This window comes from Kribbella polygonati (genome assembly GCF_050320105.1).
In the GTDB taxonomy this organism is placed as follows: Bacteria; Actinomycetota; Actinomycetes; order Propionibacteriales; family Kribbellaceae; genus Kribbella.
The window spans coordinates 2,342,927-2,358,035 of record NZ_CP190129.1 but is presented as its reverse complement, the minus strand read 5'-3'; the positions used below and the strand labels follow the sequence as shown (position 1 = coordinate 2,358,035).

Annotated in this window: 11 protein-coding genes; 3 read left to right on the top strand and 8 right to left on the bottom strand. The window is 70.0% G+C overall.

From position 1 onward, the window contains the following. Positions 1 to 8 precede the first annotated feature (8 nt). Complete coding sequence (locus ACQHIV_RS11175) at positions 9 to 1,721, top strand: PucR family transcriptional regulator (RefSeq protein WP_427893423.1); 1,713 nt, start codon at positions 9 to 11, stop codon at positions 1,719 to 1,721. On the opposite strand, the gene ACQHIV_RS11170 is transcribed toward ACQHIV_RS11175, so the two are convergent. The 7 genes from ACQHIV_RS11170 to ACQHIV_RS11140 all read right to left on the bottom strand — a co-directional run bounded on the left by ACQHIV_RS11170 (position 1,713) and on the right by ACQHIV_RS11140 (position 11,898). Further along, positions 1,713 to 3,695, bottom strand: coding sequence for a prolyl oligopeptidase family serine peptidase (locus ACQHIV_RS11170; RefSeq protein ID WP_427893422.1), 1,983 nt, complete (start codon positions 3,693 to 3,695; stop codon positions 1,713 to 1,715). The two genes, ACQHIV_RS11175 and ACQHIV_RS11170, sit on opposite strands and share 9 nt — an antisense overlap. Further along, positions 3,692 to 4,816 (bottom strand): erythromycin esterase family protein, encoded by a 1,125-nt coding sequence (locus ACQHIV_RS11165; RefSeq protein WP_427893421.1) that lies wholly within the window; start codon positions 4,814 to 4,816, stop codon positions 3,692 to 3,694. The genes ACQHIV_RS11170 and ACQHIV_RS11165 overlap by 4 nt, the downstream gene beginning before the upstream one ends. 9 nt (positions 4,817 to 4,825) lie before the next feature. Further along, positions 4,826 to 6,673 (bottom strand): ABC transporter substrate-binding protein, encoded by a 1,848-nt coding sequence (locus tag ACQHIV_RS11160; protein ID WP_427893420.1) that lies wholly within the window; start codon positions 6,671 to 6,673, stop codon positions 4,826 to 4,828. A gap of 16 nt (positions 6,674 to 6,689) precedes the next feature. Next, positions 6,690 to 7,550 (bottom strand): ABC transporter permease, encoded by an 861-nt coding sequence (locus ACQHIV_RS11155; protein WP_427893419.1) that lies wholly within the window; start codon positions 7,548 to 7,550, stop codon positions 6,690 to 6,692. A gap of 8 nt (positions 7,551 to 7,558) precedes the next feature. Beyond that, a complete protein-coding gene (locus tag ACQHIV_RS11150) occupies positions 7,559 to 8,509 on the bottom strand; it encodes an ABC transporter permease (RefSeq protein WP_427893418.1) in 951 nt (316 codons plus the stop codon). Next, the gene (locus ACQHIV_RS11145) at positions 8,506 to 10,518 is read right to left on the bottom strand and encodes a dipeptide ABC transporter ATP-binding protein (RefSeq protein ID WP_427893417.1); all 2,013 of its coding nucleotides are present in this window, start codon (positions 10,516 to 10,518) and stop codon (positions 8,506 to 8,508) included. The genes ACQHIV_RS11150 and ACQHIV_RS11145 overlap by 4 nt, the downstream gene beginning before the upstream one ends. 84 nt (positions 10,519 to 10,602) lie before the next feature. Continuing rightward, the gene (locus ACQHIV_RS11140) at positions 10,603 to 11,898 is read right to left on the bottom strand and encodes a serine hydrolase domain-containing protein (RefSeq protein ID WP_427893416.1); all 1,296 of its coding nucleotides are present in this window, start codon (positions 11,896 to 11,898) and stop codon (positions 10,603 to 10,605) included. Between the two features lie 87 nt (positions 11,899 to 11,985). Here ACQHIV_RS11140 and ACQHIV_RS11135 point away from each other — a divergent pair, with 87 nt between their 5' ends. Both ACQHIV_RS11135 and ACQHIV_RS11130 read left to right on the top strand, forming a co-directional pair. Then, on the top strand, positions 11,986 to 13,404 hold the full coding sequence (locus tag ACQHIV_RS11135) for an alpha-amylase (protein ID WP_427893415.1): 1,419 nt from the start codon (positions 11,986 to 11,988) through the stop codon (positions 13,402 to 13,404). 128 nt (positions 13,405 to 13,532) lie between these two features. Then, entirely contained in the window at positions 13,533 to 13,961 is a 429-nt protein-coding gene (locus ACQHIV_RS11130) for an RNHCP domain-containing protein (protein ID WP_427893414.1), read from the top strand. Here ACQHIV_RS11130 and ACQHIV_RS11125 read toward each other — a convergent pair. Continuing rightward, entirely contained in the window at positions 13,934 to 15,061 is a 1,128-nt protein-coding gene (locus tag ACQHIV_RS11125; protein ID WP_427893413.1) for a heavy-metal-associated domain-containing protein, read from the bottom strand. The two genes, ACQHIV_RS11130 and ACQHIV_RS11125, sit on opposite strands and share 28 nt — an antisense overlap. Between the last annotated feature and the right edge of the window lie 48 nt (positions 15,062 to 15,109).

Genomic DNA, 15,109 nt, shown 5'->3' with positions numbered 1-15,109 from the left:
TTCGTCGTATGCGACAACATCCGGCCGGGGACGGCGGGACTAGCGTCGAGGACGTGCTCGTCCCGACCGCCGGCCCCGTCCGGGCCAGCCTGGAGGGTGTCCTCGACGACATCGGTACGACGCTGCTCGACGTGGTGTGCGGCGATCCGGCCCGTGCCGACGATCTCGGCGGCGTCGTCATCCACGACCCGCTCGACGACCAGGTGCTGCCGCGGCAGGCGCTGGTGCTCGGTGTCGGGCTGCACGACGCGGGCGACCTGGTCCGGGTCGTGACCGAGGTCGGCCGGCACGGCGCGGCGGCGCTGGTCGTGCGGGCGCCCGTCGTGCCCGACGAGGAGCTGATGGCGGCTGCCGAGGCGACCGGGGTCGTCGTACTGGCGCTCGCGCGAGGGGCGTCGTGGACACAGCTGACGTCGATGGTGCGGTCGTTGATCGCCGGGGGAGACGCGGGTGCGGTGGAGGCGCTCGGCGGGATCCCGGCCGGGGACCTGTTCGCGCTGGCGAACGCGATCGCGGCGTTGCTGGACGCGCCGATCACGATCGAGGATCCGAGTACCCGGGTGCTGGCGTTCTCCGGGCGGCAGGAGTCGGCGGATCCGTCGCGGGTGCAGACGATTCTGTCCCGGCAGGTGCCGCGGGAGTACACGCGGATCCTGCGCGACCGTGGGGTGTTCCAGGAGATCTTCCGGACCGACCAGCCGGTATTCGTGGCGCCGCTGCCGGAGTCCGGGGAGCTGCCGCGGGTGGCGATCGCGGTGCGGGCCGGCGACGAGATCCTCGGCACGATCTGGGCCGCGGTGACGGAGCCGTTGCCGCCGGACCGCGGCCAGGCGCTGTGCGACGCGGCGAAGCAGGTTGCGCTCTACATGATCCGCCAACGCGCGGGCGCGGACGTCGAACGGCGCCTACGCGCGGACCTGCTGCGGACGGCGCTGGAAAGCGGCCCAGGGTCCGGTGAAGCAATCCGGAGGCTTGGGTTGGCCGACGAACCGGCCGTCGTCCTGGCCGTCAGCCTGCTGGACACCGGCGCGGCCGCCGATGGGGCGCACCGTGGTGCGGGTGGTGGTGCGGGGCGGACGGCTGCTGAGCTTGTTGCTGAGCGCAAGCGACTGGCGGACGCGTTCGCGATGCACCTGGCCGCGGTGCACCCGCGGTCCGCGGCTGGTTTGATCGGCGAGGTCGCGTACGGCGTGGTCCCGCTGCCGCGCGCCCAGGTCGACGGCGAGGACCGGGCCACACGGATTGCTACGGACTTCCTCGGGCGGATCGGGCTTCGGGTGCGTCCGCTGGTCGGGATCGGATCGCCGGCGGCCGACGGCTCGGCGTTGTCGCGCTCCCGCACCGGCGCCGACCGCGCGCTGCGTGTCCTCAAGTCCCGCGGCTCCACCCAGCAGGTCGCCCGAGTCGCAGACGTGTACGTCGAGGCGCTGCTCCTCGAGCTGGCCGACCTCGTCCCGCGCGACGAACTGTCGTCCGGGCCGGTCGCCCGGCTCGCGGCGTACGACGCGAAGCACCGCAGCCTGCTGGTCGACACCTTGCGAGCCTGGCTCGACGCCTTCGGCGACATCGCGGTCGCGTCGGCGGCGATGTACGTGCACACGAACACCTTCCGGTACCGCCTCCGCCGCGTCGCCGAGGTCGGCGGCATCGACCTCGACGACCCCGACGTACGGTTCGCGATGATGCTCCAGCTCCGCCTGATGACGCTCACCTCACGCTAGCCCGAGGCTCCCGAGCAGGAACGCGAGCCACTCCGCGTCCTGCGCCAGCGCGACCTCCTCGCTCGTCGCCGCCCCATGCCCCGCGTCGTCGTACACATGCACCAGGATCGGCAGCTCACCCTGCTGCTCCGCCTGCAGCCGCGCCGCGAACTTCCGCGCATGCCACGGCCTGCACCGCGGATCGGTCGCCCCCGCCTGCAGATAGACCGCGGGGAAGACGTTCGGCGCGACCAGCTGGTACGGCGACAACCCGAGCAACCGGCGGATCTCCGCGGGGTCGTCCGGATCGCCCCACGCCTTACGGATCACGAAATCCAGGTACGGGTCACGAAGCCCGCCGATCAGATCCAGCAACGGCGCCCGCGGCAGCACCGCCCGCCAAAGGTCCGGCCGCTTCGTCACAGCGATCCCACACATCAGCCCACCGTCCGAACCACCGGTCAGAGCGAGCCGCTCCGGCGTCGCCACGCCGGTCGCGATCAAGTGCTCGGCGACCGCCACCAGATCCGAGTCCCGCACACCCCGGCGCTCCCGATGCGCCGCCAGATACCAGTCCCGCCCGAACTCGCCACCACCCCGCAAATGCGCCTGCACGAACACCCCGCCCGCCGAGACGAACGCGGCCATGTCGCTTTGATACGAGGGCAAATACGGCACATTCGCCGCCCCGTACGCCGAGATCAGCACCGGCCCACCCGCAGTACGCCGGACCAGCCGGAACGGGATCCGCTCGCCGTCCGGGGCGATCGCGACGTGGTCCTCGACCGTCGCGTCCAGCGTCACGGCCGGCGCGACCAGCTCCTCCAGCATGTCCACACCGGGCCGATGCCGGTAGACGCCCCACGAGCTGGTCAACGTGGAGAACGCGAACACGAAGTCGTCCGGCCGGTTCCCCGCGGCCAGGCTCATCAACGGGAAGAACGGCACCGCCACGGCCCCGCGCCCCGGCAGCGGTACGTCGCCCACGAACCGACCGGTGTGGTCGACCACCCGCACCCGGGCATACGTGTCGGAGAACTCGCTGAGATAGAGGTACGACCCGACCGGCTGCACCGACCGGATCACCGTGGACCCCTCCGGCACCAGTTCGATCCACTGGCCCGGATCGTCCGGTGCGGCGGCGTCCAGCGGGATCGCCACCAACCGCCCACGCGCCGCCCCGACGTCGGTCACCCCGACGTACCGATCACCGACCACATGACCCGCGACCATCCCGTCGCACGACGTCATGAAGGGCCGCCACCCGTCGTCCGAGGTCAGGTCGCGGACCGCGATCGGGACCGGACCGCCCAGCCGATGACTCGCGACCGCCCACCGCCCGTCCGGGGAGAACTGGATCACCGTGTGCTCGCGCGACCCCGCCCAGATCGGCACCGGCTCCACCGAGGTCTCGCCGCCCAGCACGTGCCGGAACACCGCCCGTTCAAACGAATGCACGCTGCCTGTCAACGCCGAGAAGAAGAACCCGCTGCTGTCGGGCAACCACGCCGCCCCGCCGGTCCACGCATCGTGCAGGACCTGCGTCGGCGCCCCGCTCATCAACTCTCCAGATGCCGCGGAGATCAATCGGATCGTGTTGTTCTCACTGCCATCGGTACACACGCCGAGCGCCAGCACCCGCCCGTCCGGCGACGGCGACAGCCACGACAGTACGGCGCCCTTCTCGAGCCGGTGCAGCACCCGCCCTTCGCCGTACGGCGTGTCCGCGACCACGAGTTCCGTCGTACCGTGGAACCAGCGGCCGGCGGCGTACTTCGGCAGCGGCGGCCGGGCGCCTGCGTCGTACGTCTCGATCAGCTTCCGCGCCACCGACGGGTCCTGCCCCTGGTAGCAGACAGCCGTCGCGAGCGAGGCCTGCGCACGTTGCCAGGCAAGGACTTCGTCGGTGTCGTCCTCGAGCCAGCGGTACGGATCCGGGACGCCGGCGAGCTCCTCGACGGCGTCGACAGTACGGCTCGGGGGATAGGGGATCACGCCGGCTCCGGTTCGAACTCGGCCCGGAGCCGCTCGAAGGCACCGGGGATACGATGGACCTCACGGAAGTGGATCAGCGCGTCGTACGCCGCAGCGCAGTCGGTCGGCACGAACTCGCCGTTCGAGAGCATGCCCTCGGCAACCATGTCGCCGGGTTCCACCAGCGCGATCGGATGCCCGAGCCGATCGAGGTGCGCCTCGATGCTGCTCGGCGGCGGCACCCGTTGCTCGAGCGTGACGTCGCAGTCGAACGGCCGCGCACTCCGCTCGGTGAACCGGACCTCCGGACCGGTTCCGTAGGTCGTACCAATGACCACCAGTTCCTCGTCGCCGAGCATGCCGCCGACCGTGGTCCGGCCGAGGAACGGCGTGCGCTGGACGTGGGCGTTGTGCGCGCTGACCACGATGCGCTGCTCCCGCTCCGCGATCCACCGCACGGTGTCGGCCATGAACACGTCCCGCGGGTACGGGCCGCTCACCGGCCCGGCCAGCTCCTCGACGAACGCGTGCAACGACGCGGCGCATCTGATCGCGATCTCGTCACCCAGCACGTTCGCGCGATCCGCCAGCCGGGCGAGCCCGTCGAGCAGCTGGAACCGTTCGGCCGCCGGCATCCGGTCCAGCCGGATCGCCGCCTCGGTCCGCCCGCCGAGCTCGCTCAACCGCAGCAGCTCCTCGTCACCGGGGTGCCGCGGCATCCGCGCCAGACACGCTCGTACGGCGGGACCGGGCGACGTGGACGAACCGGGCAGGTCCATCCCGTAGAACCGGACCCGCCCGTTCTGCCGCCGCATCCACTCCAGCTGCCGGTGCATCGGCGCGCACTCGCCGAACCGGTACGTGATGCCGTCCCGCGCGATCGCGTCGACCGGCCCGCTGCCGTGGCGGATCCACTCCGCCACGGTCAGCCCCTCGGCGTACCCGGACTCCAGCACGAACGCGGTGAACCCCAGCTCCTGGACCAGGAACCGGAAGATCCGGTCCTTGATCCGGTAGAACTCGGTGACGTTGTGGGCACCTTCGCCCAGGGCGACGATCCGGGCGTCGCCGATCAGTTCCCGGAGCCGGTCGAGATCGTCGAAGCCGGCCTCGGGGTCGACCGTGGCGAGTGGGACGGTCACGCAGCCTCCTCAGTCGTGGAAGTACCAGAGCTCGGGCGAGTACAGGAAGCTCAGCAGCGACCGGAACGACGACGGCGGCCCGGACAACGTGTTCTTCCACACCACGAGCGTGTCCGGCGTCGGCAGGTACAGCACGGGCAGGTCCTTCCCGAGCAGGCTCACCTCGGCGCTGAGTGCCTTCGGGTCGGCGCCGAACGTGGACGCGTCGATGAGCTTGTCGGCCTCGGGGTTGCTGTAGCTGCCGAGGTTGAAGCTGCCGGTGGTGTTGAAGAGCGTGTTGCTGCTCGGGTACCCGACGGCCTGGTAGAGCGACCCGGAGTCGACCATGGCCCACTCGTTCTTCTTCGCCGGAGCGAACGTGTTGCCGTAGTTCTCGTAGATGTAGTTGACGGCCTTGGTCTCGGACTTCACCGTGATCCCGAGCTTCTTCGCCGCCGACACGAACGCGACGTCGCGGGCGCCGACGTACGACGGGCTGTTCGCCGCGAGCAGGTTGAAGCTGAGGGTCTGCCCGGCGGGGATGCCTGCGCCGCACTGGTCCGGCCCGGTGCCGGGGCGTTCGCAGGTCGTGGTGCCGTCCGGGACGACCTTCCAGCCGTGGTCCGTGAGCAGCTTCTGCGCGGCGGCGGTGTCATGCGGGTACGGCGGCGTCGTACCGAAGTCGGGCGGGTACGGCGACCCGACGCCGGCGGTGCTGTAGTTCTCGGTGGCGGCGCCGTTGTAGACGCCCCGGCTCTTGATGTACCCGGGCTGGTCGATCAGGTGCTGCAGGGCCTGCCGGACGTACAGCTGGGCGATCACCTTGTCGAAGTTGTTCGTGGTGTTCTTGAAGTTGATCGTCAGGTAGTCGAGCCGCGCCGGTGCGGGCGCGCCGTACACGTTGTAGCCCTGCGCCTTGAGCGCGTCGACCTGGGAGATGTACCCGGAGTCGAGCATCCCGACCGTCAGCGTCCCGGCCTTGAACTGGTTGAACGTGGCAACGGCCGAGGTGAACGTCTTGAAGTCGATCTGGTCGATCCGGGACTCGCCAGGCCCGCTGTACGCCTTGTTCGGCACCAGCGAGTACGAGCCGGTCGCCGGGTCGAACGTCTTCAGCTTGTACGGCCCGTTCACCATCTGCCAGAGCGGATTGGTGGTGAACGTCGCCTGCGACTCGGACGACTTCGTCAGGTACTTGTAGATCGCCTGCGCGTTCTTCGGCTGGTTGTAGTCGAGGTGCGGTCCGCCGTCCTTGGCGACGTTCCACGCCTTCGAGGGCAGCACGTAGATCAGCTCGAGCATCGAGAGCAGGTACGACGGGTTGTACGCCTTCGTGAGCTGCATCGTCACGGTCCGCGGATCACTCGCGAGGACCGTGAAGCCGTCCGGGAACTGCCCGGGCGTGTAGAAGCTCCAGTTCGCCGGGTCCTCCGCGATCGCGGCCTTGAGCAGCGCGATCGAGAACACGACGTCGTCCGCGGTGACCGGCGTACCGTCCGACCACTTGTAGTCCTTCAGCTTGATCGTGACGGTCTTCCGGTCCACGCTGTAGGTCGGCTGCTCGGCCATGCTGAGCTCGGGGTCGACCGGCTTGTCGCCCTCGCTGCTGGGTCGGTACAGCGCGCGCCAGAGCAGCCCGCGCGCGATCACGCCGCCGTTCTGCGAGGCGGGTTCGTAGGGGTAGATGTAGTTCGGGTTCAGACCGGGGCTGAGGGCAACGGTCACGGTGCCGCCGGCCTTCGGTTTGCCGGCTTCGGCGGGCAGCTTGTCGTAGCTGCCGGCATCAGCCTTCGGCGTGGCGCCGCTGCCTGAGCAGGCGGCGGTCAGCATCGCGATCGCGACCGCGGTCGTCAGCACCCGGCCGGACAGGTTCTTCATGTGTCGCTCCTTCGGTTCACTGGGCGCCCTGGCCGACGGCCTCGCGGAGGGCCTCGGCGAGCAGGTTGAGTGCCAGCACGGTGAGGATGATGCAGGCGCCGACCGGTACGACGAGCCACCAGTAGCCCGAGGTGATCGAGGTGACGCCACTGGACAGCTGGCCGCCCCAGTCGGTGGCGGGGTAGCGGAGGCCGAACCCCAGGAAGCCGAGCGTGGCGACGATCAGCACCGCGTCGGCGACCTGGAAGGTGATGTTGACGATGATCACGCCGAGGGCGTTCGGGATCAGATGCGTGAGGATCAGCCGCGGCCGCGACGCGCCCATCGTCCTCGCGGCCAGCACGAACTCGCGCACCCGCAGGACGAGCACCTCGCCGCGCACGAGCCGGGCCGCGACCAGCCACGAGAACCCGCCGATCACCAGGCTCAACGACCACACGCTGGCGTTGAACCGGGCGGACAGGATCAGTACGACGAACAGGAACGGCACCGACAGCCCGACGTCGACGAGCCGCATCAGGGCACCGTCGAGTACGCCGCCCGCGAGCCCGGCGACCGCGCCATACAGGGTGCCGATCGTGGTCGCGGTCACTGCGGCGAGCAGGCCGATCTGCAGCGAGACCTGGCCCCCTCGCATCAGCCGGCCGAGGACGTCGAACCCGTTCGTGTCGGTGCCGAGCGGATAGCCGGCGCCGGGCGGGAGGGCCGCGTTGACGATGTCGACGTCGGTCTGGTTGGTGTGATGGAAGAGCGGTCCGAGGAAGCAGAACCCGACCAGCAGGATCAGGATCAGCAGGCCTGCCAGCCCGAGCGGATGGTCCTGCGGCCGGAGCCTGGGCCGGGTCCGGGTGACGGCCTCGGCGTCGATGTTCGTCACGGTGGCTCCTAGCCGTTCAGGGTGATGCGACGGTCCGCGGACGCGAGGGCGACGTCCGCGAGGAGGTTGCCGAGGACTGTCAGTACGGCGCCCATCAGCGTGTAGGCGAGCAGGACCGGGTAGTCCTCGCGCTGCAGGCTGTTCAGGAACAGCAGGCCGAGGCCGGGGTAGTTGAACAGCGACTCGGCGATCAGGTTCCCGGCCAGCAGACTCGGGATCGACAGGCCGAGCAGCGTGATCAGCGGCAGGCACGCGTTCCGCAGCAGGTGCCGGGTGATGATCAGCCGGTCGGGCAGACCTTTCGCGCGGGCGACCCGGATGTAGTCCTGCCCGAGCTGTTCGAGCGCCGCGGATCGCTGGTACTGCGAGAAGATCGCGACGTTCGTGACAGCCAGCGTGATGACCGGCAGCGCCATCGCGTGCGGGTCGGTGATGACGACCCAGGGGGAGTGGGACTGCGACGCCTCGGCCGGGAACAGGTGGAGCGCCTGGCTGAGCCCCGCGATCAGCAGCAGCCCGAGCAGGAAGACCGGTGTCGCGTAGAGGGTGTACGCGAGCGCCGTACCGACGCGGTCGACCACGCTGTTGCGCTTGACCGCCTGCAGGATGCCGAGCGGTACGGCGATCACCAACGAGAGGACGAGTCCCGCGAGCGAGAGCATGGCGCTGCGCGGGGCGTTCTGGACGAGCAGCGTCGCCACGCCCTGGTTGAGCTTGTACGAACGACCGAGGTCGCCGTGCAGGAGTTGGCCGAGGTAGCTCACGTACTGGACCACGAACGGCCGGTCGAACCCGTGGTCATGGTTGAACATGGCAACGGCTTCGGGTGACGCCTTCGGCCCGAGGACGACCCGGCCCGGGCTCCCGGACACCACGTGCAGCAGGAAGAACATCACGGCGGAGATCCCGAGCAGCACGAGGACCGAGATCAGCAGGCGGCGGACGACGTACCGGATCATCGGGCTGCCTCCAACGGGAAGTGACACGCGACCCGGTGGTCCCCGGACAGTGTGGTCAGCTCGGGCTCGGCCTCGGCGCACAGGTCGGTCGCCAGCGGGCACCGCGTCCGGAACCGGCAGCCGCTCGGTGGATCGAACACGCTCGGCAACTCACCACGGACCCGTACGTCGGCGTCCGGCCGAGCGGCGGACGGGTCCGGGTCGGGGACCGCGGCGAGCAGACCGGCCGTGTACGGATGGGCGGTCGCCGTGTAGACGTCGTCCGTCGTACCGGTCTCGACGAGCTTGCCGAGGTACATCACGCCGACCCGGTCGGCCAGGTAGCGGACGACGGCGAGGTCGTGGGAGATGACGACACTGCTCAGGCCGAGGTCGCGCTGGGTCCGGCGCATCAGGTTCAGGACCTGGGAGCGGACCGAGACGTCGAGAGCGCTGACCGGTTCGTCCGCGACGAGCACCTTCGGGTTCAGCGCGAGCGCCCGGGCGAGGCCGATGCGTTGCCGCTGGCCGCCGGACAGCTCGTGCGGATAGCGCTCCAGGATCGCGGGCGGGAGGCCGACCTCGTGCAGCAGTTCGCCGGCGCGGGCGGCCCGTTGCGAGCGGTTGCCGATGCCCTGGATCGCGAGCGGTTCGCGCAGGATGGTGCCGATGCGCATCCGCGGGTCCAGCGAGGCGCTCGGGTCCTGGAACATCATCTGCAGCTGCGCCCGGCGGTCCCCGAGCGCGCGCGAGCTGAGCCCGGCGACCGACGTACCGTCGTACAGCACGTCGCCGCCGGTCGGGCGGTCCAACGCGACGATCATCCGGCCGAGCGTGGACTTCCCGCAGCCCGACTCGCCGACCAGCCCGAACGTCTCTCCGGCGCGGACGTCGAAGCTCACCCCGGACACCGCCTTCACCGTCCGCCGCGGGCCGAACAGGCTGCTCCGGCCGGCGCCGTACTCGCGGACCAGGCCGTCGACGCGCAGCCTGATCTGCTCGTCGGGCGACGACCCGGTGTCCTCGGTGCGGGGCGTGATGGTCAGCGTTTCCTCGACCGGATGCCAGCAGGCGTACGTCGTGTCGCCGTCGACGGTCCGCTCCGGTGCTTGCTCGCGGCAACGGCCCGTGGCGGCGGCGCAGCGCGGGGCGAACGCGCAGGCCGGGTTCGGGAGGGTCAGGTCCGGCGGTGCGCCCGGGATGCTGTGCAGCTCCTGGCGGCGGTCGTGGGCCAGCGTCGGGATCGACGACAGCAGGGCGTGGGTGTAGCGGTGCCTCGTCGTACCGAACAGGGTCTTGGTCGGACCGGTCTCGGCGACCTGGCCGGCGTACATCACCGCGACCCGGTCGGCGTGGCCGGCGATCACGCCCAGGTCGTGGGTGATCAGGATCATCGCCATCCCGAGCCGCGACTTCAGGTCCGCGAGCAGGTCGAGGACCTCGGCCTGCACCGTGACGTCGAGCGCGGTCGTGGGCTCGTCGGCGATGATCACCCGCGGCTCGCAGGCCAGCGCCATCGCGATCAGCACGCGCTGCCGCATCCCGCCGGACAGCTCGTGCGGGAACGCGTCCATCCGCTCGGCCGGCGACGGGATGCCGACCAGGTGCAGCACCTCGGCGGCGCGTTCGCGGGCCGCACGCTTCGACGCCCCGCGGTGCAGCCGGAGCGGCTCGGCCACCTGTTCGCCGATCCGCTTCGTCGGGTTCAGCGCGGTCATCGAGTCCTGGAAGACCATCGCGATGTCGTTACCGCGCAGCCTCCGGTACTCGGCCGGCGCCAACGCGGTCAGCTCCCGGCCGTCGAACCGGATCGACCCACCGGTGACCACGCTGCCGGCCGGCAGCATGCCCATGATCGCGAGTCCGGTCATCGACTTGCCGGAGCCGGTCTCGCCGACGATGCCGAGCGTCTCGCCGGCCCGCAGCGTCAGGTCCGCCCGCGTCACCGGCCGGACGATCCGGGACCCCCGCCGGATCTCGACCGACAGGTCGCGAACGGTCAGCAGCCCTTCGCCCTGGGAGTCGTTCATCGGACGATCGTCCTGCCGGAGCCTCAGGTGATGTTGGTCCGGCCGGACAGATCACCCGCCCCGGCTTCATCCGATCGCACGAGTTCAGGCGCGGCGATCCGCCCGGCCGGTGTGCAGGTACTCCGCCCGTCCTTCGTTGTCACGGCCGACGAACGCGACCGGCCAGTACACGCCCCCGGACGGCTCGACCGGCAGCAGGCTGTCGCCGCGCCAGGCGACCAGCTCGGTCCGGTGCGGCTGGTCGCCGACCTCCGCGCTCACCCCGATCGGCGTCTGCTCGAGCCACAACCGCCCGTCCGCGTCCTGCCGTACGTCGGTGATCGACTCGCGCGACGTGTACCGCCCGGCGTACCGCTCGGGATGCTCAGGGCGGGCGCTCGGATCCGGCACGGGCAGCTCCGGGAACGTGACACCGGCCAGTTCCTGGAGCAGCCGGCCCATCAACTCGGCGTGGACCGGCCGCGGCGACCCGCCGTTCGTGAGGATCGCCACCGCCACGTCACGCTCCGGTACGACGCGCAGGAACGCGGCCTGGCCGACCGTCGAACCGTCGTGCCCGATCACCGTCCCGCCCGGCAGGTCGCTCAGCTCCCAGCCGAGGCCCCACGCGTCCGCCCAGCCGATGTCCGGGAGCGTGATCTGCGGTTCCTGCATCGCGGCGGCGCTCTCGGCGCTCAGCACCTGCCCCTGGAGCCGGGCGAACCGGACGAGGTCCCGCGCGCGCATCGCCAGCATCGACCCGGCGGGCGCGTTCGAGCGCGCCATCGCCCACGTCTTCACCGGTTCGCCGTCGAGATGCCCGACCGCGACGCGGTGCAGGATCGCCTCGTACGGGTTGCTCGCGGCGTGCGTCAGCTCGAGCGGCTCGAACAGGTGGTCGCGCATACACTCGTCGAACTGCTTGCCACGCACGACCTCGATCAGCCGGCCGAGTACGCAGAACGCCGCGTTGTTGTACGAGAACATCGACCCCGGCGCGAAGAGCTGCGGCACGTCGTCGAGCAGGTCGACGTACCGCTCGATGCAGTCGTCGCCAGGTCCCGTGTCGGTGAAGATGTCGCCCTCGAAGCCGGCCACGTGGCACATCAGCTGCCGTACGGTCACGTCCCGGCCGAACCTGGGCAGGTACCGCCGCACCGGCGCGTCGAGCTCCACCTTCCGCTCGTCCACCAGCTGCATCGCGAGCGTGGCGGTGAGCACCTTCGTCACGGACCCGATCTGGAAGATCGAATCGGTGGTCGCCTCGACGCCGGTCGCCGTGTTCAGCACGCCGGCCGCGGCGTCGTACACCTCGCCGCCGGCCCACACCCCGACCGCGATCCCCGGCACCGCGTGGTCCGCGATCAGCTCGGGCAGCCGCTCCTGCAACCAGTCCAGCACTTTTCAGCCTCCTGACACGATTTCCCGCACGGTACGCCGTCGGGATGGTTTCATGGAGTACCCCACCGCCCCGAGGGAGCTGTTCCGATGCGCCGATTCCTGATCCTGTTGCTGAGCCTGTCGATGATCGCCCCGGTCGCCAAGGCTGCCCCGAGCGGGGACCGGGACGTGATCGTCCAGCTGTTCGAGTGGAACTGGAACTCGGTCGCCCGCGAGTGCGGCCAGGTGCTCGGCCCGAAGGGGTACGGCGCGGTGCAGGTCTCGCCGCCGCAGGAGCACGTCGTACTGCCCGGATCCGGGTATCCGTGGTGGCAGGACTACCAGCCGGTCAGCTACAAGCTCGACAGCACCCGGCGCGGGACCCGTGGCCAGTTCGTTGCCATGGTCAACAGTTGCCACGCGGCCGGGATCAAGGTGTACGTCGATGCCGTGATCAACCACATGACCGGCGGATCGGCGGGCGGCACCGGCAGCGCGGGGTCGACGTACAGCCACTACGACTACCCGGGGACGTACCAGACGCAGGACTTCCACCACTGCGGCCGGAACGGGAACGACGACATCGTCAACTACAACGACCGGTGGGAGGTGCAGAACTGCGAGCTCGTCGACCTCGCGGACCTGGCGACCGAGTCGGACTACGTGCGCGGGCGGATCGCGGCGTACCTGAACGACCTGCTCTCGATCGGCGTCGACGGGTTCCGGCTGGACGCGGCGAAGCACATCCCGGCGACCGACATCGCGGCGATCACGTCGCGGCTGTCGCGGCCGGCGTACATCTATCAGGAAGTGATCTACGGCGCGGGCGAGCCGATCACCCCGGACGAGTACGTCGGGAACGGGGACGTGCTGGAGTTCCGGTACGGGAAGGATCTGGCGAAGATCTTCAACACCGAGAAGCTCGCGTACCTGCGGACGTTCGCGGAGCCGCTGGCGTCCGACCACGCGGTGGTGTTCACCGACAACCACGACACGCAGCGGGGGACCGGCGTACTGACGTTCCGCGACAACGGGCGGTACGCGATGGCGAACGCGTTCATGCTCGCCTGGACGTACGGCACGCCGAAGGTGATGTCGAGCTACGAGTACACCTCGAACGACGAGGGACCACCGTCGACCAGCACCGGGCAGACCGTCGACACGACCTGCTTCACGAACCGCTGGCGGTGCGAGCACGAGTGGCGGGTGATCGCGAACATGGTCGGCTTCCACAACACCACCCGCGGCACCGCCGTCACCGAGTGGTGGGACAACGGGAACGACGCGATCGCGTTCGGCCGGGGTTCGAAGGGTTACCTGGTCCTGAACGACGAGAGTGCGGCGCTGACCGGGCGCAGCTTCCACACGGACCTGCCGGCCGGGACGTACTGCGACATCTTCCACGGCGACTACACCGCAGGCCAGTGCAGCGGCCCGGCGTACGTCGTGGACTCGTCGGGCTGGTTCCGCGCCGACGTCGCCGCTACCGACGGCCTCGCGCTGCACACGGCGGCGAAGGTGTCTTAATCGGTTGACGGTGCGTCGGCCGGGCTGATCTGCTGGGGGCACGTGCGCCGGGGTGGCCGGCGCGGACCGGAAGGAGGGAAGCCGATGTCTGTCCTGTCCTGCAGCTTCGCTCTGAAAGGTTCATCGGTTTGGCTTTCGCACGTTCGTTCAGTTGTGAACACTGCGGCGTAGAGGTCTCCCTCGACGCCCCTGGCACCACCCATCGCAATCACTGCCCGAGCTGTCTGTGGTCGCGGCATCTCGACCGCAACGTCCCGGGCGACCGCAAGGCGGACTGCTCCGGCGGTATGGAGCCGATCGCGGTCACCGTCCGCGGTGAGGGCCGGTGGGTCCTCATCCATCGCTGCACCAACTGCGGCCGTCTCCGCCTGAACAAGACGGCCGGCGACGACAACGCCCTGCTGCTGATGCGGCTCGCCGCGTTGCCGTTGAGCATGCCGTTCATCCCGTTCGCCCCGGATCCGGAGGTGGCACCCGCGCGCAAGCCGCGGGCGCGGAAGGCCGCCCAGTCGGCCAACGGCAGGTCAGCTCAGTCCGCGGGCGGGACGACGGTGTAGCCCTGGTCCCGGATCGCCTCGAACGCCTGCTCGCGCACCTCCGCGGACGGGAACGCGGCCACGACCTGCTTCGAGTCGAGGTCGATCCGGTCCACGGTCGCACCGTGCGACTCGAGCACACTGCTGACCGTGTTCGTGCAGTGCGAACAGGTCATGTCGGGTACTTCGAACACCTCGGACATGGTGGTCTCCTCTCCAGTGATGCGTACGACATCGAGCATCCGAACGAAGGTGCTGACGAACAGGCCAACCGCTGCCGGCAGCAACGTCTGCCGTTGACCGTTCAGGGTGACCGGCATGTTCGCCAGACACCGGGGGACCTCGGCGTACGCCAGTGGTCCGTACTGCTTGGCGAGCCCAGGATCTTCCGGGTGGGCGATCTGCGCGTCCTTCATCGTGCGCAGCAGCGTTCGTGAGGCGGCTGTGTACGCGACCCCGCCGTCCGCGCGCGCTTCGAACGACACGGGGATCATCCCGCGCCGGTAGGTCTCCGACTGCAGCCCCCAGTACCAGGTGTTGGCCACCACCCCGAAGATGCCTGACTCCTGCAACCCGAGCGCCAGCGCACGTGCGGACCGATACCCACCCAGCCACGAGTGCTGCACCAACGCGCGCGCCACGGTCTCGAACCCAACGGCCAAGACCTCGACCACATCCCCCTCGGTCGTCGTCCCGCCAAGCACTCCCCGCTCAAACCCGGACAACCCGTCAGCCCGCCGCCGAACACCCCCATCCCCTCGAAGCGCCGCGCGCAACAACAGCACTACCTCACGAGCCACAACCGCGACACCCGCGCCCGCCGCGGGGCCGGAGGTGGTTGGGGTGCAGTGGGAGATGTTGGGGGTGCCGGTGCTGTCCTGCCAGCTGAGGCGATGGGTGGCGGTGGTGATGTCGGCGGGGGTGCAGGGCTGGAGAGCCGTCTGCACGTACCTGAGTTGGGCCGGCGTGAGGTGGCTGTCGGGGGAGGGGGCGAGTGGGGTGAGGTCTACTGCGACTTCGAAGGGCGGCGGGAGGTGGTCTATTGCCGGGAGCTCGCCTGCGACCCGGGCGAGTACCTGTGCTGCCGCCAGGCGGTCGTAGCCGCCGTCCGGTTGACCCACGCCGTACCTCCCGCTCGCACGAGAACAACTCCGAGGCCGCGCCACACC

What these genes read in the sequence shown, in the direction of transcription:
- ACQHIV_RS11175 (WP_427893423.1), top strand. Translation starts at nt 9, where the DNA reads ATGCGACAACATCCGGCCGGGGACGGCGGGACTAGCGTCGAGGACGTG.
- ACQHIV_RS11160 (WP_427893420.1), bottom strand. Translation starts at nt 6,673, where the DNA reads ATGAAGAACCTGTCCGGCCGGGTGCTGACGACCGCGGTCGCGATCGCG.
- ACQHIV_RS11150 (WP_427893418.1), bottom strand. Translation starts at nt 8,509, where the DNA reads ATGATCCGGTACGTCGTCCGCCGCCTGCTGATCTCGGTCCTCGTGCTG.
- ACQHIV_RS11145 (WP_427893417.1), bottom strand. Translation starts at nt 10,518, where the DNA reads ATGAACGACTCCCAGGGCGAAGGGCTGCTGACCGTTCGCGACCTGTCG.
- ACQHIV_RS11135 (WP_427893415.1), top strand. Translation starts at nt 11,986, where the DNA reads ATGCGCCGATTCCTGATCCTGTTGCTGAGCCTGTCGATGATCGCCCCG.